Origin of the sequence: Virgibacillus ihumii, from assembly GCF_902726655.1 — a bacterium.
GTDB lineage: Bacteria > Bacillota > Bacilli > Bacillales > Amphibacillaceae > Lentibacillus > Lentibacillus ihumii.
Genome location: NZ_CACVAN010000001.1, coordinates 3,582,042 through 3,600,129, shown reverse-complemented (window position 1 = coordinate 3,600,129; position 18,088 = coordinate 3,582,042). Strand labels below are relative to the sequence as shown.

Annotated in this window: 26 protein-coding genes; 5 read left to right on the top strand and 21 right to left on the bottom strand. The window is 42.1% G+C overall.

Going from position 1 to position 18,088, the window contains the following annotated elements; genetic code table 11:
- Nucleotides 1–18: 18 nt before the first annotated feature.
- The 6 genes from HUX68_RS17825 to HUX68_RS17800 all read right to left on the bottom strand — a co-directional run bounded on the left by HUX68_RS17825 (nucleotide 19) and on the right by HUX68_RS17800 (nucleotide 3,558).
- Nucleotides 19–1,377 carry an FAD-binding oxidoreductase gene (locus HUX68_RS17825; RefSeq protein WP_174616050.1) on the bottom strand — a complete coding sequence of 453 codons (1,359 nt, stop codon included), beginning with the start codon at nucleotides 1,375–1,377 and terminating at the stop codon, nucleotides 19–21.
- 18 nt (nucleotides 1,378–1,395) lie between these two features.
- A complete protein-coding gene (locus HUX68_RS17820; protein WP_174616049.1) occupies nucleotides 1,396–1,782 on the bottom strand; it encodes a VOC family protein in 387 nt (128 codons plus the stop codon).
- 394 nt (nucleotides 1,783–2,176) lie between these two features.
- Nucleotides 2,177–2,509, bottom strand: coding sequence for a hypothetical protein (locus tag HUX68_RS17815; protein WP_174616048.1), 333 nt, complete (start codon nucleotides 2,507–2,509; stop codon nucleotides 2,177–2,179).
- 23 nt (nucleotides 2,510–2,532) lie between these two features.
- Nucleotides 2,533–3,003 carry a hypothetical protein gene (locus HUX68_RS17810; protein ID WP_174616047.1) on the bottom strand — a complete coding sequence of 157 codons (471 nt, stop codon included), beginning with the start codon at nucleotides 3,001–3,003 and terminating at the stop codon, nucleotides 2,533–2,535.
- Nucleotides 3,004–3,035: 32 nt separating this feature from the next.
- Nucleotides 3,036–3,365 carry a chaperone CsaA gene (csaA, locus tag HUX68_RS17805; RefSeq protein WP_174616046.1) on the bottom strand — a complete coding sequence of 110 codons (330 nt, stop codon included), beginning with the start codon at nucleotides 3,363–3,365 and terminating at the stop codon, nucleotides 3,036–3,038.
- Nucleotides 3,352–3,558: a hypothetical protein gene (locus tag HUX68_RS17800; protein ID WP_174616045.1), complete on the bottom strand. Its 207-nt coding sequence runs from the start codon at nucleotides 3,556–3,558 to the stop codon at nucleotides 3,352–3,354. Before HUX68_RS17800 ends, csaA begins: the two co-directional genes overlap by 14 nt.
- A gap of 307 nt (nucleotides 3,559–3,865) precedes the next feature.
- Here HUX68_RS17800 and HUX68_RS17795 point away from each other — a divergent pair, with 307 nt between their 5' ends.
- Nucleotides 3,866–4,312: a DUF5392 family protein gene (locus HUX68_RS17795; protein WP_174616044.1), complete on the top strand. Its 447-nt coding sequence runs from the start codon at nucleotides 3,866–3,868 to the stop codon at nucleotides 4,310–4,312.
- A gap of 89 nt (nucleotides 4,313–4,401) precedes the next feature.
- On the opposite strand, the gene fosB is transcribed toward HUX68_RS17795, so the two are convergent.
- Complete coding sequence (gene fosB / locus HUX68_RS17790; protein WP_174616043.1) at nucleotides 4,402–4,815, bottom strand: metallothiol transferase FosB; 414 nt, start codon at nucleotides 4,813–4,815, stop codon at nucleotides 4,402–4,404.
- Between the two features lie 97 nt (nucleotides 4,816–4,912).
- Between fosB and HUX68_RS17785 the strand changes: the two genes are divergently transcribed.
- Together HUX68_RS17785 and HUX68_RS17780 are read left to right on the top strand one after the other, a co-directional pair.
- Nucleotides 4,913–5,323, top strand: coding sequence for a DUF6376 family protein (locus tag HUX68_RS17785; protein WP_174616042.1), 411 nt, complete (start codon nucleotides 4,913–4,915; stop codon nucleotides 5,321–5,323).
- Nucleotides 5,324–5,477: 154 nt separating this feature from the next.
- Nucleotides 5,478–6,713: an MFS transporter gene (locus tag HUX68_RS17780; protein ID WP_174616041.1), complete on the top strand. Its 1,236-nt coding sequence runs from the start codon at nucleotides 5,478–5,480 to the stop codon at nucleotides 6,711–6,713.
- On the opposite strand, the gene HUX68_RS17775 is transcribed toward HUX68_RS17780, so the two are convergent.
- From HUX68_RS17775 to HUX68_RS17725, 11 genes are all read right to left on the bottom strand, one after another.
- Nucleotides 6,648–7,436 carry a helix-turn-helix transcriptional regulator gene (locus tag HUX68_RS17775; RefSeq protein WP_174616040.1) on the bottom strand — a complete coding sequence of 263 codons (789 nt, stop codon included), beginning with the start codon at nucleotides 7,434–7,436 and terminating at the stop codon, nucleotides 6,648–6,650. The two genes, HUX68_RS17780 and HUX68_RS17775, sit on opposite strands and share 66 nt — an antisense overlap.
- 256 nt (nucleotides 7,437–7,692) lie before the next feature.
- A complete protein-coding gene (locus HUX68_RS17770; protein WP_174616039.1) occupies nucleotides 7,693–7,884 on the bottom strand; it encodes a hypothetical protein in 192 nt (63 codons plus the stop codon).
- A gap of 196 nt (nucleotides 7,885–8,080) precedes the next feature.
- Nucleotides 8,081–8,305, bottom strand: a complete 225-nt coding sequence (locus HUX68_RS17765; RefSeq protein ID WP_174616038.1) for an NUDIX hydrolase — start codon at nucleotides 8,303–8,305, stop codon at nucleotides 8,081–8,083.
- A 17-nt stretch (nucleotides 8,306–8,322) separates the two neighbouring features.
- Nucleotides 8,323–8,781, bottom strand: a complete 459-nt coding sequence (locus HUX68_RS17760; protein ID WP_174616037.1) for a GNAT family N-acetyltransferase — start codon at nucleotides 8,779–8,781, stop codon at nucleotides 8,323–8,325.
- A gap of 70 nt (nucleotides 8,782–8,851) precedes the next feature.
- Complete coding sequence (locus HUX68_RS17755; RefSeq protein ID WP_174616036.1) at nucleotides 8,852–9,718, bottom strand: phosphotransferase family protein; 867 nt, start codon at nucleotides 9,716–9,718, stop codon at nucleotides 8,852–8,854.
- A gap of 85 nt (nucleotides 9,719–9,803) precedes the next feature.
- Nucleotides 9,804–10,319, bottom strand: coding sequence for a GNAT family N-acetyltransferase (locus HUX68_RS17750; RefSeq protein WP_343033683.1), 516 nt, complete (start codon nucleotides 10,317–10,319; stop codon nucleotides 9,804–9,806).
- Between the two features lie 202 nt (nucleotides 10,320–10,521).
- Nucleotides 10,522–11,253, bottom strand: coding sequence for a hypothetical protein (locus tag HUX68_RS17745; protein ID WP_174616035.1), 732 nt, complete (start codon nucleotides 11,251–11,253; stop codon nucleotides 10,522–10,524).
- Nucleotides 11,241–11,483, bottom strand: coding sequence for a hypothetical protein (locus HUX68_RS17740; RefSeq protein ID WP_174616034.1), 243 nt, complete (start codon nucleotides 11,481–11,483; stop codon nucleotides 11,241–11,243). Before HUX68_RS17740 ends, HUX68_RS17745 begins: the two co-directional genes overlap by 13 nt.
- Nucleotides 11,484–11,757: 274 nt before the next feature.
- The gene (locus HUX68_RS17735; RefSeq protein ID WP_174616033.1) at nucleotides 11,758–12,378 is read right to left on the bottom strand and encodes an SIMPL domain-containing protein; all 621 of its coding nucleotides are present in this window, start codon (nucleotides 12,376–12,378) and stop codon (nucleotides 11,758–11,760) included.
- Nucleotides 12,379–12,462: 84 nt separating this feature from the next.
- Complete coding sequence (locus HUX68_RS17730; RefSeq protein ID WP_174616032.1) at nucleotides 12,463–12,615, bottom strand: small acid-soluble spore protein P; 153 nt, start codon at nucleotides 12,613–12,615, stop codon at nucleotides 12,463–12,465.
- An 80-nt stretch (nucleotides 12,616–12,695) separates the two neighbouring features.
- Complete coding sequence (locus HUX68_RS17725; RefSeq protein ID WP_174616031.1) at nucleotides 12,696–13,328, bottom strand: YczE/YyaS/YitT family protein; 633 nt, start codon at nucleotides 13,326–13,328, stop codon at nucleotides 12,696–12,698.
- Nucleotides 13,329–13,471: 143 nt separating this feature from the next.
- Between HUX68_RS17725 and HUX68_RS17720 the strand changes: the two genes are divergently transcribed.
- Both HUX68_RS17720 and betB read left to right on the top strand, forming a co-directional pair.
- Entirely contained in the window at nucleotides 13,472–13,642 is a 171-nt protein-coding gene (locus HUX68_RS17720; RefSeq protein ID WP_174616030.1) for a hypothetical protein, read from the top strand.
- A gap of 246 nt (nucleotides 13,643–13,888) precedes the next feature.
- On the top strand, nucleotides 13,889–15,367 hold the full coding sequence (betB, locus tag HUX68_RS17715) for a betaine-aldehyde dehydrogenase (protein WP_174616029.1): 1,479 nt from the start codon (nucleotides 13,889–13,891) through the stop codon (nucleotides 15,365–15,367).
- A gap of 204 nt (nucleotides 15,368–15,571) precedes the next feature.
- On the opposite strand, the gene HUX68_RS17710 is transcribed toward betB, so the two are convergent.
- From HUX68_RS17710 to HUX68_RS17700, 3 genes are all read right to left on the bottom strand, one after another.
- A complete protein-coding gene (locus HUX68_RS17710) occupies nucleotides 15,572–16,549 on the bottom strand; it encodes a nuclease-related domain-containing protein (protein WP_174616028.1) in 978 nt (325 codons plus the stop codon).
- A 232-nt stretch (nucleotides 16,550–16,781) separates the two neighbouring features.
- Complete coding sequence (locus HUX68_RS17705) at nucleotides 16,782–17,336, bottom strand: SLOG family protein (RefSeq protein ID WP_174616027.1); 555 nt, start codon at nucleotides 17,334–17,336, stop codon at nucleotides 16,782–16,784.
- 55 nt (nucleotides 17,337–17,391) lie between these two features.
- On the bottom strand, nucleotides 17,392–17,988 hold the full coding sequence (locus HUX68_RS17700) for a Dph6-related ATP pyrophosphatase (protein WP_174616026.1): 597 nt from the start codon (nucleotides 17,986–17,988) through the stop codon (nucleotides 17,392–17,394).
- Between the last annotated feature and the right edge of the window lie 100 nt (nucleotides 17,989–18,088).

Here is an 18,088-nt window from a genome sequence, read left to right as displayed (position 1 = left end):
CCACGCCAGCCATCCATATCAAACAACTTTCCCCGGATTCAGCACCCCATCCGGATCAAGTGCCGTTTTTATTTTACGCATAACCTCAAGTGCATTGCCATGTTCCTCTTCCTGATACTTGCGCTTGCCAACACCTACTCCATGCTCACCAGTACACGTTCCGCCCCGCTCGAGCGCATATGTGACAATCCGTTCATTGACCTTATTGGCTCTTTCAATATCATCTGGATTATCCACATCAACCATCAATAAAATATGATAGTTTCCATCACCGACATGACCGACAATTCCGCCATCAAGCCCGGACGCATCAACTGCAGCCCTGGCGTCTTTCACAGCACCGGCCAGCTCTGAAATCGGCACACAAACATCTGTCACCATCTGTTTTTTGCCGGGATGGCCGTGTATGTATGCGTAAGCAGCATTGTGGCGGGCTTCCCAAAGACGGTTACGAGCGGCTGTGTCGGACTCAAATTCGATTACCTGACAGTTCATATCCGTTACGATTTCTTTCATAAACTCGACGTCCTGCTGAAGCCCCGCTTCATTTCCATGGAATTCAAGAAACAGTGTGGGAACCGCATTGTAATCCGTATCGCTGAAATGATTCATTTGCTTGATGGACTGCTCATCGACGAGTTCCACCCTGGCAATCGGGATTCCGGCCTGTAATATGGAAATAACTGCTTCGACCGCATCGTCTACGGTTGAAAATTCCGCTCGGGCTGCCATGACGTTTTCCGGTATGCCATACACTTTTAAGGTCAATTCGGTAAAACAACCAAGCGTACCCTCTGAGCCGACAAAAATACCATTTAAATTATAGCCGGATGAAGATTTTGCAGCCATGTTTCCAGTATGTATGATTGAACCGTCCGCCATGACTACCTCCATATCACGAACCTGATCACGCATGATTCCATAGCGTACGGCCGTTGTTCCGCTTGCATTTGTGGCAGCCATTCCGCCAAGTGTTGCATCTGCACCCGGATCGACAGAAAAAAACAAGCCGTATTTTTTCAATTCTTTATCAAGCTGTGAACGCGTAACGCCAGGCTGGACTTTTACTAAAAAATCATTTTCACGAATTTCCAACATCTTGTTCATCAGCGAAAAATCGATGACAATTCCGCCATCATACGGGATTACATTTCCTTCCAGACTTGAGCCATAGCCATATGGCACAACAGTTGTATCATGTTTGTTTGCCAATTTAACAACAGCACTTACTTCATCGCTATTTTTCGGGAAAACAACAATCTCCGGCAGATTCGGTGTATGATATGATTCATCCGAACTGTGCTGTTCCAGTAATGTTTCATTTTCAGATACGCGATCCGGAGCCAGTGCATTCTTCAATTCTTCAAATAGTTTCATAGAAAACATCTCCTTGCGTTATTTTGCCTGTGAAATTTGAATCAGGTTTCCACATGTATCATCAAAAATGGCAAATGTGACGGGACTCATTTCCGTTGGAGCTGCTGTGAATTCAACGCCAAGATTTTTCAAGTGTTCATATTCTTCCTGAATATTGTCCACCACAAAGGAAGTTGCAGGGATCCCTTCGTCATAGATTGCTTTTTGAAATGTTTTTGCTGCAGGATTATCATTTGGTTCAAGCAGTAGTTCCACACCGTCCGGATCCTCTGGCGAAACTACTGTCAGCCATTTAAAGTCTCCAGCAGGTATATCCATTTTTTTCTCAAACCCAAGTACTTCCGTATAAAATTTCAATGCCTTCTCCTGGTCCTCCACAAAAACACTGGTGATTTTAATTCTCATTTATAGTCCTCCTCGGCTTCCTGCTCAATTCGACGGATGTCAGGTGCCATCCGAATTTTATTGAATAATAGTTTAATTTCGATTCCTCAGTATCCACCTTAATCTTATTTCGACGATTCTTCAAAAAATTCCTCTTTTGTACTTGAATTACGTGACAGAAACTTCCTTATTCGGGGTCTTCACTATTGATGGGGTAAATCTGGCTGGTATTTTGCATGTAGAAAACACATTGCTAGTTGTTGTGACAGATGGTCTGGTATCCTGGGTGGTCAGAAATTTGTCCGATCAGAAACGGATGTTATACGACATGGGCTTGTACGTATGCTGTTTTTCTACACTCAGTTTCGCGACAGCACCCTTATTTGGTACAACTCAGATCTTATCAAAAAATATTTCACAGTAGATTGAATGATTTAAAGAGTCCATACAGAAATAACGGAAGTGACCCAATCAGTATCGGATTGAGGAGACTCAGGGCTTTTGCTTTTACTCGTTTTTTGACTTTCACGGTCCGGTCAAATTCCTCGGGATCCGGATAATAACTCATCATGGGCAGGCTTGTAATAGCGCTCGAAAATAAGAGTGAAATGATAACGCCAAGAACTCCAACGAAAAATGCAACTGTTGCAAACGACTGGTCGATAGCGGGTACAAATTCCGTCACAAGGAAATATTCCAGACCGAATGTCAAAGCCGATAAACCGAAAAATAATAGAAAGCGCAACATATAAAACACCCTTTCCTTATGGGTTAGAATGGCGGTGGTGATGGCGATGCCAACTGCAGAATTCCCCATAAAAGACCATAGGCGATGAACGGAATCAGCAGCAGATAAAGCCTGTTTCTTTTTCCCTTCAACTTCCGGCTGTATAGCCAGCGGTCAATAATAGCATAAAACAATGCCGCAACAGCTCCCAATACTGCAAAAATGGGACTGCCGAAAAGCAAGCCATTTGCAAGTCCAAACACTCCGTGCAAGACAACATATAACCAATCACGCGGCCTGCTCCAGCTTTTTTGCCAATACTCAAGAAAAACAGATACTAAATTCCCGTAAATTAACACAATCGGACCAACATACACCATGTAAAAAAGGCTCCAGAGCATCAGCTTGTCACCAACATCATATTTAGGGTTTCCACCCAGGACATAACTGCATGCAAAAAACAATGAAACAAACATCACGACAAAAAAAGTAGTTACAATTTTTCTATAAAACATCTATGTTGACTCCCCCAGGAATTTTTTAATAGCTACGATATCTTTGTTCCGTTTGACACGTCTTCATCCGGCCGAAGCAGGACAACATCCCCATCTTCCGGCACGCCGCCAATAACAAGCACTTCCGATTTATACCCAGCGACCCTCATCGGTGGAAAATTCACCACTCCCACAACCTGACGTCCAACAAGCTTCTCCGATTCATAGCGCTTCGTTATTTGCGCGGATGACTGTTTTATGCCAAGCTCACCAAAATCCACTTCCAATTTAATTGCCGGTTTTCGCGCCTTCGGAAATGGTTCCGCTTTCACAATCGTCCCAATCCGCATATCCAACTCCATAAAATCCTCAATTGTTGCCATGAACATTACCTCCCTGGTCAGCTCCCGCACCTTGTTTTCCCGGCAGCTTTTGATGAATTCGTTTTAAGTTCGTATTAATGTTATTCAATGTAATTAAAATGAATCCAAGCATCACAAACGTAACAATCTCACCAGTGATAAAGGACAATACCCCTAAAATAATCGCATAAATGATGTATGGCCAGTTGCTCATTATTCATTACTCCTCCTTAACTTTACTGTATCATAAATGAACTTACAACAATTCCTCTTTCCAGGCATTGCATGTGACAAATCATGCTGCAAGCGGTATAATAGAAATATAATAACATTCCTATTAAGGGGAGTAGCTTTAGCAGCAAGGTCGTCATTACAGAGCAAACCAGCTCTCGGCTTTGTTGGCAACCAACCGTTGTTAGCAAGACCTTACCAATTTAGTTGGTCAGGTCTATTTTTATAACGTTAACAAGTCTTATTTGCGCTTGTCTAATATAATCGATCGTTATGGAGTGATGATTCGTATGAATAATTTTATGATGACAAACGTACCAGCATTTATTGAAAGAGAAATGCAGAAAATCACCGAAATGATTAAACCACAATTAAAAAAGAGTTCCCGTTACTCAATAATTGCACTGCCACTGCTCGCGATATCACTTACCAATCTATTTTTCTCGTTGATATCCGGCGGATGGAATTTAGACAACATGATAATTCTTGGGATATACGCCTTAATGGCCGCAGTCGGCATCGCCCTGTTCAAGGAATCCAACCATGTAAAGAAGGAAATGTACAAAATCGGTATGGAGCACATGATTGAACGGATTAATCAGAGTGAGCATGTAAACGGTTATTCGAAGGAACAATATATTAATAATATAAAAGCACAACCAAAATTTGGCATGCAGACTTTCTTTAACTTCCTGACTGAAGAAAACAACCGGAAAGAACGAATGTCGGAAAACTAAGATGAAGAACCTTTGATAGAGGTTCTTTTTTATGACTAAATAATTATCCACCAACAAGCCTTGTGTATGTCATCCATTCTAAATCCTTCTTAGTCATAAAATTCCATATGCGGTTTATCCGTTTTGTAGTATTCAATACGGTCTTTTAATGTACCTGTATGTAATTCAAATTTATGTCCATCCGGATCGGTAAAATAAATCGACTTTTTATCACGTTCGTCCCGTTCCCGTCCCGGTAATATACTTACACCAAGCCGTTTCAACTTTTTATGCATATCCTCAACTTCTTCTTCGCTGATAGAAAATGCTGTATGTGTATACGACTGGTGGATTTCATTCCGCGGAATATTCTTTTCAACATTCAATGCAAGCCATAACCCATCCAGATCAAAGTAAGCGGTGTTGTTGCCCTTCACCAGGAGTTTCGCATTAAATACTTTTCTATAAAACTCGATGGATTTTTCCAGATCGCTGACTGAAAAAAGCAGATGATTGATTTTCATTTGAAACCTCCCCAAAACTTTTACGTAATACTAATATCAAGACATTCCTTCTACTCCATGCTATGCTAATATTATCGGAATGAAAAGGAGAATTCTAATGAAAAAAATGTTGAGTGGAATAATACTTGCCTCCATTATTGCCCTTAGCGGCTGTTCACTACTGGAGGAAGCAAATAAATCGATAAATTATGCTACTGAAGCCACAGAATATATCAATGAACTAAGTACATTTGCTGAAGAAACGTCGAATATCGAAGGCGAAAATTTAAAGTCTGAGTTAGAATCTCTAGAAACAACCATCAAAGACTTTAAGGAAACAGAGCCTCCTTCATTTGCGGAAGACATTCACAAGGAATTGGAAAATAAAAGCCAGACACTGCTGGATGCAATAAATAGTGTTCAAAAAAATGGTGAGATTACCATCGAAAGGTTAAAGCAATCGGATGTGTATCAAACCATTGAAAATATTACCGAACTGAAAAAGCAAATTGAACAATTAGGATCATAAACACGGATTCCATTGCAATTCAGATAGGTGCCATAAATAGTTATGGCGCCTTTTTTGCTTGTGAAAAAGTAGCAGGATATTGCCCGTTATTACAGCAATTTTCAGTAAGACATACAGCCTTGTTACCTATAAAGTGGTAATGGAGGTGAGATAAATGTACAAAAATCTATTGTTAAACAAAAATATTCGTTACTATTTAATCGGCGGTGGAATCTCGCGCCTGGGAGATGTTTTATCAGGGATGGCTTTCCTGTTCCTGGCATATGATTTAACAGAATCAACCACACTCACTACTGGAATGGCCATTGCCGAAACACTTCCATATCTTCTTTTCGGATTGGTTGGCGGCGTGATAGCTGACTGGCTGCCACGCAAAAAACTCTTAATTACACTGGACTTCATTCGTATTCCAATCATTTTTTCGGTTTTCCTTATGTATCAACTTGATATGCTTCATTATTGGTATTTGCTTATTGCCAGTTTTTCCATCCAAACAATCGGCTGTTTCTTTAATCCGGCGCACCGTGCAGTACTGCCTATGATCACTAAGCCTGATGAGCGTTCACTTACCAACAGTTTAAATGATACCGTGACCCGCGGTGTAACTGTTCTTAGTCCTGTGGTGTCTGTCTGGCTGCTTTCATATGGGGCCATCTATTTCTTCTTAATCGACACGTTAACATATTTAATTAGTGTCATTGCACTGCTTCAGCTGCATTTCACAGAACAAACACAATCCGTAAACAAATCAATTAAAGGAGTCTTTTTTGCGATTGCTGATTTCTTTCGGTGGGCGAAAAGTCAGGTAACTATAAAGCAATTATTTATGTTCACATTCCTGATCGTATTCTTTAATACCTGGGTGTGGGAAGTCGGGCTGCTGCTTGCGCTAACAGAAATGAGCAGCAAAAGTGAAGAGTTATATGCGGTGCTGCAAGGCGTTTTTGGAGGAGTGGTTATTGTAACAAACATGATAATTCCATTTTTCATCAAAAAAATGTCGCTCAAACATTACCTGATTGGAGCAGTCATATGGGGGTCTGGCATTACATATTACGGGATATTCTATCACGTTGAACACTTTTTCATCGGGGCAATCCTTGTTGGCATTGGACTGCCAATTTCAAGTCTTGCAAGGATATTCCTGATCCAAGCAAAAGTGCCTGAAAATAAGCTTGGCCGCGCATTCAGTTCAAATGCATTTTTGCTTTATTCAGCGAATACCATTTCACTTTTATTTTTTGGAGCACTGGCAGCCATCATCCCAATCCAATTGCTTATGACTGGAAGCGGGTTGGTCATTCTGATGATAAGTATAACCGGCTTAGCTGTTCATACGATGAAACACCCGAAATTCGGTAGGGGTTTTTCCATAAACTTTTTTAAATAATTGATTGTAAGAGGATATATTTTTAAACCCGACCTCAAGGGCGATTGATAACACAGAATCATTTGTATTAACCAGAAATTGCTGGCTTCTAATCAGACGATATAATTGCAGCCAGGAATATGGGGACATTCCAGTACGTTTTTTAAACCCGTGTGCAAATTGAAATTTACTTAGCCCGGATTGTTCTGCCATCTCATCCAATGTCCATTCCTGGTCATAACTTTCTTTAACCGCATCCATCATTCTATCCATGTTTCCTGACATATTAGTTAACTCTGTCAGGTGTGACCCGGGGCAATTTTCCAGCATAAGGATGGCCAGCTGTGTGAGACTGTTTTCCATAAATAATGGATTGGGAGAGATCGTTATGTATTCCCGGATAAACTTTGTCCAATTCAAAATATGCCTGTTACTATAAGGCAGAAAAGCAAATTCCGGCTCTATGGAACTGAGTCCCAACTCATCTACTACTTTTTTTAGCAGAGGTTTTTCTACTTCAACAAGAAATTTCTCCTCGGTTGCCAGCAATTGTTTATGATCTTCATTCGGGTTAAAAATCACAAAGTTGCCTGCATCAATCGATACATCTCCCCTGTTCGTCTGATAGATTCCATCACCGTATGTAGAAAAAATAATTTTATAGCATTCATCATTCCTCCAATTACGCTCACCCAAATAATCATGGCGCATGAGAATTAAGCCATCATCGTGATCTATAATCATGTAAAGTCTCTCCCTCTTCCAATCCATCAAATAGATGCTGACGGGCGTGAAAGTGCTCATCTCCACCATCACGCCCATCAGGTTCTGACTTTTCTGCCAGTCAGAGTACGGGGCAAGCAGCATATTTCCCCTTAGATAATGGAATATCTGCTGCTACATTTGTTCTTTTTTACGCTTGCGTTTATTAATAAATTTTTTTACCATCGGATACACAATCGGACCATATTTAACAGCCATTCGCAGTAACTTTTTCATGTTATCTCCTCCATTGGTGTTGTTCCTGATCAGGGATTCCCAGTGGCCAGCATTCTTCTTCACGCCGCTCCACTTTAACATCAACAATATCCATTCCTTCATATTTAAATGTGAAGTTAAAGCACCCCGGCTCGTCCAGCATTTTGGGCAGAAAATAACTTGATGTTCTGGACGACGCCCTTGTTTTCCTCATTCATCAGCCATGAATAATCTTTCCAGTCCAGAATACCTTCATCTGTCCCTTTAGGCGTATGATACTCATAGTTTTCCGGAATCTTGGCAATAAATACATACCGCCAAGATCCTGCCCATCCGCTTCTTAGAAAACTTGGTTGTCACCAAGCCTTTAGGTGACAGCGTTAGTTGCAATTATGCAGTAAGAAAGGATTTTATACTTTTTTAACTACCCAGCAGACGTTACCTTTAAACTCCACATCATCCGTCACGATCGCTGTTTCTTCTTTTATTTCACGAATAATGCATGCAGCGGGACTCTCATTTTCCTCGATTTTTCCCCCAACACCATTCCACATTCCCATCCATAACGGGGACTGTCTATTCAGCATCAGGATTTTGTTTCCTCTTTTTATAAAACAAATGGCATATTGCAGCATGCTTGTCCTCCCTCTGCTTACGACTGAAATAGAATCGACAGCCGCACCATATCCCGGCATTGGATTCCATTCTCGTATATTGGTTCATCGTAATTTTTTATAAAGTAATCACGGCGGATTTTCACCATTCGAAAGCCGCATTGCTGATAAAGTTTGAGTTGATGGATGCTCGAGTTGCCTGTTCCGACGTCAATGAACCGGTAACCTTGCAGTTGTACGTTCGCAATTGCATGTTGAATCAGCTTTTTCCCGATACCCTGTCCCTGATATCGCTCCAAAACAGCGACATTGATCAGCTCCATTTTTGTACGTAACGTCTGGATAAGAACATACACACCAATGATTAAACCTTCTTCCCTGATAACGTAACACTGTCCCTTGGATAGATATTCCTTAATTTTTTCCTCAGACGGATCCGCTGTCAGAAGCAATTCCATTGGAGGTTCTTCGGTTGACTTTAAACGTTGAATTCTCATGTTGCTCTCCTTTATTTTTTCCATTTACTATAATCTATCATACCAGAAAGAACACTTGACAGGCAGTGAACTACATGTAACCGCGCATTCCAGCCTTAAATGCCAATTCATCATTATGTTCAACACCATGGAGAGCCTCAAGCAATGCGAACGTCTTTTGGTAAAATAAAGCACGGTGTTCGATGCCGGTTTCATTATCATAGTAGTTGTCAACACATTGTTTAAAAAATTCATAACCATAGCTTGCCAGAACACCTGCAAAATCATATGCAGGATCCCCAACCCCGGACTCGCCGAAGTCAATGACACCAGTCAATTCAAGCTTTTTACTGTCCCAGAGCAGATTGGATGCACCGAAATCACCATGGATCAAAACCGGTTTAAAATGAAATGTATTGACCTGCGCGAAAAAATCCTCGAAGAATCCAGACACTTCCCTTTTTGCATCTGACCGCATATATGGAAAAAGCTTGCGTTGAATTCTGTCAAAAAGATTGTTGTATTCCGCTTCCAAATCAGGTGCCGCTTCATCCAATCCATCGGTTGAAGCAGCGTGTAACCGCAGCAGGAAATTTACTAATGAAAAAGAGCGTATGCTTGTCTCAAGTTTCCCGGCTCCAGTAATATCCGGCTTCTGCAAAGAAACGCCTTCAATTTTACGATACCCTGCGAAAACCTTTCCAACTTCTTTCTTACCAAAAGACTGATAAATCGGATCCGGAATCGCACAGTCACGCATCATTTCTTTGGCTTTTGCCAAAATATCTGCTTCATCGATAAGTTTGTCGACCCCCTCTTTATATTTGGGAAAGCGAAAAATCAATGAATCGTTAATCTCAAGGACATCGTTGTTTTGTCCGATATCAATCTGCTTCACTTTTTCGATAGCCAAATCAGGATAGACCTGATTTATTCGGTTTATGTAAGTTGATTGCATGTTATTTCTCCTCTATAAATTTCTCTTAACCCGAAATCAGCCAGAATACCGGCTTAAGCAAAACAGGCATTGTCACCCCCTGATTCTAAAAATGACTTAAATCCTTCCATCCATAAGCTATCTCCGTTAATGTAACACCATGAATTTCTAACTCATCCGTACCAATTCTTTTCCCGCCAATCGATTTATAAAAATAAGTTGCCGGATTGTCTTTTAGAACCCAGATCAGCATCGAATTAAACCCTGCTTTTAAAAGTGAATCAACAACAGCTTCAATCAGCCGTTTGCCGAGTCCTTTTCCCTGATACTCCTGTAAAATATAGATGGCATACAGCTCCCCTTCATAGCCTTCGAACTTTCCCTGACGTTCTCTGCCGCCATTTGCAAAACCGACAATCTCACCATCATTCGTTTCCGCCACAAATACATTTTGTCCAACACTGTTCTTTTGCCAACGCTTCGTTCGTTCCTCATAAGACATCCCATCCAAAAAAGAATCGGGAACAATCCCCTTGTATGTCGTCCGCCAGCTGTCAACATGGACCTTGGCGATTTGAGCTGCATCATTGACGGTCGCAGTTCGTATTTTCATAACCTCCATGAAAACGCCTCCTTGTCAATTTCATCATACCGCTTAATCTTTCATAATGCCAGAGTCTCTTATAAGGTTGGAGCCAGTAGTCGACCTTCATCTTTATGCACGATTTTTTACTGGATATGCACGGTTTTAGGATAGAAATGCACGATTCCAGACTATTAATGCACGGTTTTACGCATAAAATGCACGATTTCAATATTTCGACTCAAAACTTAAGAATATATTTCGCTCCCCTGTGCGCACCCATTTGTTCGAAGCCTGCTTTTTTCATCAAGCGGTAAATGATACTTCTACTATCCAACCCTAAAAACTCTCTCACCTGACGATTACTAATCTCCTTTCCAAACAATAAGTAAAAATCTTTCAGCGCATCAAGATACGCCGCTTTTGAAGTTTCCCCGCATGCCGTGCAGTTCCATTTAGCAGCTGAATATATCATTGGCAGCGCACCACATTTCGGGCAAAAAACGCCGCACCGTATCTGCTCGCAGCTCACGTGAAATTTCTTCAGAATATCCACTTTCTTCGGAGTGTGCAACGAAACGAGCAATTCAGATAAGCGCCGAAGTTGTTGCTCCGTATAACATGCTGCACAATACTTCTCCGTAAAATTCGATACTTTCGTCAGCAGCTGTTCTTTATGAATGACCATATTCGCGATGCTTTTGTTGTTCGTGATATTTTTGATGATGGTGTTGGGATTGCTGTAAGTGATCAGCTTTTCAATTGGAATTGCGGGAAGATTATAGTCTCGCATCAGACGAAGTAGCCTGAAGTGCTGAAGGTTTACTTGTTCGAGGTGGTTACCGAGATTTTCCTCCTTGCCGTTATCCCTGATACGAATTGCCTGACCAAACTCGTCATAGATAACGGTGCCGAAGATATTCTTCACTTCGTTAATGAGGATTAGCTGGCGAGAATTGATCAAATTGTCCATCTGGAAAAAATCATTTTCGTCGGGAATCGGAGATTGTGGAGAATATGAAAAGAATCGTTATGGAGAAAGTCTAAATGAAAGCTGAGTGATTTTTCGCCGTTGTATCCCGCCCGCTGTCTCCGGGCACTTTCATCGACCTCCGCCTTTTTAAAATGATGGGGGTGCAGCCGTCTGCTGAGAGCCTCAGTCTGCTGCATCAAAAGTGGCGGCTCAAGTGGTTTGATTATCAAGTTGTTCACTTCCTTTACTTAGTGGGTAATATTATAATACGCCACTACTCCGGAAAACCCTGCTTTTTCGACAAAATTTCTTTGAAGATTCCAAACGTGCATTACCAAGTGTTAGATACCAATATTAACTGCTCTAATAATCACTCTCACGCACCCTCCCGTTCATCGCGCAAAATCGAATAGACCATGCATCATGTGACTGGTCAAAGCCTTGGAAATTCCCGCATGGTTTCAGACCCCTGAATATTTAAACCACCTACGTCCAAACTCCTTCTCAAAATAAATATTTCACCTCAACGTGTGCAGCTATTTCCATTTGTCCTGGTTGAATATTGGTGGATGACTCAGCAGTTGCATACGTCTTATATGCCGCCGGGTCTTCATTAATCTGTTCATCTATTTGAACCGGAATTGGCATAACGGTCAATTTCATGGTAGCAGCCAATGTTTGCGCCTTGGCATATGCGTTACGCAGCGCCATACTCAGTGATTGTTGATAAATTTCATCCCAATCAGAGATTGTAAACTGTATATCAGATACACGGTTCACACCATTTTTCACAGCTGTATCAATCACATTGCCGGTTTGATTGATATTTTCAATCGTAACTTCAATTGCATGGGTCACTTCATATCCTCTGAATTGCTGAACACCGTCAACATAGTCATACATCGGATAAATATTGTAAGCGGTGGTTTGGATTTTTTCCTGTGATATCTCGATATTCAGCAAGGCTTGAATAACCTGATTCATCCGCTGATTGTTCTCACGCTGGGCATCGGATAACGTCATATTTTCCGTTACGACCTGCAGTTCCACTGTTGCAATGTCCGGTTCGGCCGACACAGCAGCGGTGCCTGTCACCGACATAATGCGCTGTTCATACTTCAACATATCACCCTCCACAGCAATCTGTTTTTAGATAATATGCCGACAGATATCGTTGCATGAAAAAAAGACAGTTGCAAACTGCCTTTTTTACATATCATGATCCGATTTTTGTTTTTGGCGCGAATGATTCCGCTGTTTCACTTTGTGTGAACCGTCAAGCGGCTCACCATATGGCTGTTTTGGGCTTTTTGGCAAGTCAGGACTTTCCTGCTGCTTTGGCCCTTTGCGATTTTTGCTCATGTAAACACCGCCTCCTTCCCTCTCGTAGTTTTTGGAGAGAGAAGGATTCTATACATAACATACCAAGCAGCCGCATATAATCAGGATGCCATTTTGTTTCGGCGTTTCCCAGTTCCGTTTCGAAGCACTTTTACATACGGCAGGAACATACTGATAAGCACCCCGGAAATGAGCGCGTTAATCAGAGTGCCAACTCCAATTGCTCCACCAAAAAGAAAGGCAACGATAACAAGTCCTCCACTGATTGCTGCTCTTGAATAGGTAACACTCCAACCGGTCAGATCCGATATAACCAGCATTGTGCGATCCATTGGGTTTGGGGCAAAGTTTGACTGCAAATAAAAAGCGACACCAAGGCCGATTAAAATGATGCCGGCTGAAAGCGCAATCCATTGCCCAATCAACGTAACCGGAGCAACCAAGTCCCGAAGCACGAACAACCATGAGTCAATGCCAATCCCAGTTACCAGGGAAGTGACCAATGCCAGATACTCCGGTCTCTTTTTCGCGGCCAGCGCATTGCCGATAACCATCGTAAAGCCAACTACAATCTCCCAGCTTCCGACAGTTAATCCAAATGTCCGGTGCAGCCCGACCAGAAGTGCATCAAACGGGGAGGCGCCCAAAGTCGATTGAATGGTGAGCGCGATTCCAAGTGTCAAAATCACAATACCGATCAAATAAAAATGAATTCCATCCCGTATGAACCGCATATCATCACTTCCTTTCCGAAATTTTGCTCCCTATAGTGTATCAAACCCGTCAACTAAACTAAACAAAATGAACCCAAAATCATTCCAAAGTGCACCAGCCTCACCTTCTAATAATAAACTGTATATAAGGGAGGAGACATTTTATGAAAATTTCTCAACTGCTATACTGGATTGCGTTCCTTTTAATACTTGCAATCCCCGTCCTGATCGCACTGTATTTTTACAGCCCAGCCGAGCAAACTACTGGAAACTGGGGCGTTGCAACCAGCCAAGACCCCCATGCTGTTACGCATGTTGAGGATGTCTGTATTTAAAAAGGAAGCCCGCCTGGCAGGCTTCCTTTTACTATTATTAGAAAACTTGGTTGTCACCAGGCCTTCAGGTGACGACCTTAATTCACTTATGCAGTAAGAAAATATTTGTACTTTCAACCGCTAAAGAAATACTCTATAGTTTTTGCTTTTTGACAAAAAAATTCATCCATGATATATTATATCCATTCGAAACGTTAAATTTTTTTTAAACAAACTTAACAATACATTGTCGAAGGAGGGGTCACATTGACTGTTAAACGGCAGTTTATTAATGGAAAATGGGTGAATTCCAATTCCAATAAAGTGCGCGATATCATCAACCCATTTAACCAGGAGGTAATCGCACACGTAACAGAAAGTGATGAAACAGATACGAAAACTGCAATTGCTGCGGCAAAAGACACATTTGACCAAGGTGTCTGGCCAACCACTCCAGCTACCGAACGTGGCCAAATTGTCGGTAAAATTGCTGCGTTAATTGAACGTGACAAGGAAGAACTTGCTGAACTGGAGTCATTGGACACAGGCAAAACAATGGAAGAAAGCCGCGGTGATATGGAGGATATTGCCGGGGTATTCCGTTATTATGCGGAGCTTGCCGATAAAAATGGCGGAGAAGTGATTGACTCCCCTGTGCCAAATTCCGTGAGCAAGGTGGTTCACGAGCCGATTGGGGTTTGCGGACAGATTACCCCATGGAACTATCCGTTGCTGCAGGCATCCTGGAAGCTGGCACCGGCACTTGCGGCAGGTAACACCCTGGTTATGAAGCCGAGTGAAATCACTCCGCTTACTTCCATTAAAGTATTTGAGCTGATGGAAGAAGCAGATGTACCTGCAGGAGTGGCCAATCTCGTGCTCGGACCGGGGAATTCGGTCGGTGCTGAGCTTTCCGCTAATACCGATGTTGACCTGATCTCGTTTACCGGCGGAATCGAAACCGGGAAAAAAATCATGCAGGCAGCAAGTGTCAATGTGAAAAAACTGGCACTGGAACTTGGCGGAAAAAACCCAAATATTATTTTTGCCGATGCCGACTTTGACACAGCAGTCGACCAAGCCATGAATGCTGTATTTTTCCATGCTGGGCAAATCTGTTCAGCAGGTACACGGTTAATCGTTGAGGACTCCATCCATGATGAGTTTGTCAACGCCCTTGTTGACCGCATCGGTAAAATCAAACTGGGCAACGGCTTTGATGACGCAACACAAATGGGACCGCTTATCTCTGAGGAACATTTAAGTAAAGTTGTGGGCTACGTGGAAAATGGAAAACGGGAAGGCGCAACAGTCGCAATTGGCGGCGAGCGTCCGGATGACCCTGAGCTGCAGGATGGATTTTTCTATCTGCCGACCGTTTTAACGGACTGCACAACCGATATGCGGGTTGTTCAGGATGAAGGCTTCGGCCCGGTCATAACGGTGGAAAAATTCTCTTCAGAAGAGGAAGCAGTGCGACTTGCAAACGACTCCATTTATGGACTGTCCGGCGGAGTCTGGACACAGGATATTGCCAAAGCCGACCGCTGTGTAGCCAAAATGCGGATGGGTACTGTCTGGATTAACGATGTTAACCTGTATTTTCCGCATGCACCATGGGGCGGGTTCAAGCAATCCGGTATCGGCCGTGAACTCGGCAAAACCGGTCTCGAGGAATACCAGGAAACCAAACACGTATTCCAAAACCTGAAACCTGAGCCAATGAATTGGTTCGGTACAGAGTAAAAAATGACAATTCACCAGATTAACAAGTAGTTAACGAAGCAGCTTGGCCCCGGGTCAGGTTGCTTTTTTGCTAATGTGCAGGAATTTTTGGTTCCAATTGTGAACTTCTAGCAATTAAGTTGTGAACTTCTAGCAGATAGATATGCACTTCTAACACGTATGCTCTAAACTCCAGCAAAATAATTATTACATCTAACACTGTGACTACTCATCCAGCAATTTTTCAACACTGAGTTCATATTTCCTGCCACTACTTACCCCAACATGAGAAAATTTTTCCCGATGAAACAGACGTCTCATTGAATGTACAGAGTTTACCTGTAAAAATTCCCGAGCCTGCCTGTTATTTATATATTTTTGATTCAACAAGGCATAATCTGCAAGTGCCAGGCGATGTGCAGTTTTAGATACCTTTCCACAATAAAAACATTCCCATTGGCCGACACTCCATTTCATAGGAATATTACCGCATTCGGGGCATTCAACGCCTTTCACTAATTGATCGGCGGTAATCCCCAACTGATCGATTAGCAGGAATTTTTCCGGAGTATGCTGTTCAAGCAATTTGTATGACATTTCCATAAGTTGCTTTTCCGTTAAACGAAGGGTTTTATGTTTACCCATGAATAGTTGTATTTTCGGGAGTAGCTTATCACGATGCATAACGAGGTCAGTAATTAATTTGTTGTTTGTGAGGTTTCGCAAGTAAATATCGTCACGACTGTAAATCACTACCTTTTCCACAGGGACAGCCGGAAAATCGTTGCACCGGTTCCAATCAACAAATCTGTTATGCTGCAAACTCACCTGCTCAACAGGATTGTTAAACACTTGGACTTCTTCGGCCTTGATACGAAATGACTGTCCGAACTCGTCAAAACTGATATTGTCGTAGAAATTTTTCACCTCAATAATCAGATGAAAATACATAGACAGAATAAGGAAATCCATTTGAAAGTGACCGTACTTATCAGGCAGCCGCAAATAATGAAAGATAAAGAATTGATCCTCGGGAAGAAAATTCAAGTAGTACTCCAGCGCCTTTTCACCTTTATAACCGGAATAAAGATTAGAGGCCCGCTGCGTTATGAATTCCTTGTGTGGATGGGATACGGGGATGCGTCTGTCCAAAGCCATTGTTTTTAAAATATGGCAGGGGATTTTGAGAGGTTTAATAAACAATAAAACCCAACCTTTCTTATTTAGTTTTACTATCCGAAAATATATATTCGACATAAACCGAAAAAATCCTGCTTCCGCGCTCAAAAAGTTAATTAATCCCTCTTAAAATTTAAAACTCTAACACTGCAATTGTGAACTTCTAACAGTTAAGTTGTGAACTTCTAGCAGTTGACTCTGAATTTCTAACACTTTTACAACGAACTCTAACACAAACGTCTTTAAGGCAAAATCATCACTCCCAAAACTCTTCATCCATCATGCGCATTTCCTCAACAGTTTCATCCAGGTCTGCCGGGGTGATCAAATAAATCGGATAATCGTCACCTGCTTTCACAGCTGCTTCATGGAAAAATCGGTTGCTACCTGGGAATTCTTCATCCAGGAGCATCAGGCAAGCATCGCTCTTGTCAACCAGCCACATGTTTTTTGCCTGAAATTGATATGGACCCTGATAGTCACCTTTGTATAGCGGCTTGTAAAAATCCGCTTCGGCCATCAGCTCCTGATAGAGCAACTGAACTTGCTCTGGCCACCTTGATTCCTGATTTTCAAATGGCGGGAGCACCGCAAGTTTAATCGGATACTTTTCCTGCATAGCAAGAACGACCTCACCAGCCCACAATTCCACACCCATTTGCCCTGAAATGAGCACCCATTCCAGCCCTTCTTCCAAAAAGTCGATTAGGCGTTTCTCAATTGCACCTTTGACAAAAGCAATCCGCGAGTCATCGGGTTTAAAAATGTTGAGTTCCATTGGCTTATATCCGGTTACGGTTAAAATTTTCACTTACTCTTTCCCCGCTTTCGATATTATTTCCCAAACTGATTCAGGCTCAGCACACTCAGCCGCCGCCAAAAATTGGTCCGTCCAGTACCGTTGTATGATATTCACCGGACTCCCCCATTGGACAGACATTATATCGGGCAATCTCATCGGCAAATTCGCTGTCGACCAGCCGGCCCGTCCAGCTTTCCGGAAGCCGTTCCGAATCGACTTTGATCACTTTCGCCTTAAATCCAGTTGCAATGACCTCATGCAGAAGCTGCATCATGTTTTCCTGTTTAGTCCAAAGCGGATAAACCGCCTCCACCCCGGCCAAAGACGCCACCTGCTCTCCCCACTCACGATGTCCTTCCAGGTAAATATCGCCAAAAGCAACACCGTCAATTCCATATCGCACTTTCAAATTTTCCACTGCTGACACAAAATCCTCTGTATACACAGAGAAATCAGTTTTGATAAAGTAAACCGGAATTCCGGCCCGCTCTGCCTGTTTTTCGATTTGCTCCCGCTTTTCATCATGTGCAACTGTAATGCCGCTCTTTTGCCAGATGGTTGTAAGCAAACAAGTGACTTCAATACCATTTTCCTGCAATCTATATAAAGTAAAACAACTGTCTTTTCCCCCGCTGAATGAAAGTGCAACTTTTTCTGCCATTACCTGATCTCCTTTCTATTTGCCATCATATCCTCACTTTAAATTACCTGAAACCAATGCTATCATTATAACGTATAATAAATAGCAATTATAGAAAAGG